Raw genomic sequence first — 250 nt, 5'->3', positions numbered from 1 at the left:
TCTATTAGAGGTTCTATAACAATTCATTACATGAACTCTAGACATATTTAACGCTCGATTTAAAGATTGAACAATATGAAAACGATCAATAATAATCTTCGCGTTAGGAAATAATTGTTTGATTAGTGACATATATGGTTCATACATATCAATCGTTACTGTTTTGACTTTTTGTCTGAGTTTTAAAGAATAGCGATAAAAATGATCTTTAAGCGATTTTAACTTACGATCCGCTACCACATCTACGATG

At 30.0% G+C, this 250-nt stretch carries 1 protein-coding gene; it reads right to left on the bottom strand.

Annotation, left to right across the window (positions count from 1 at the left end; translation table 11 throughout):
- Nucleotides 1-250, bottom strand: a 250-nt coding sequence (locus tag HMPREF2737_RS01390) for a transposase (protein WP_141745570.1), incomplete at both ends; no start/stop codon positions are given.

The organism is Staphylococcus sp. HMSC069D12 (genome assembly GCF_001810405.1).
In the GTDB taxonomy this organism is placed as follows: domain Bacteria; phylum Bacillota; class Bacilli; order Staphylococcales; family Staphylococcaceae; genus Staphylococcus; species Staphylococcus haemolyticus.
The sequence above is the reverse complement of the archived record's forward strand: the minus strand, read 5'-3'. Positions and strand labels throughout refer to the sequence as shown.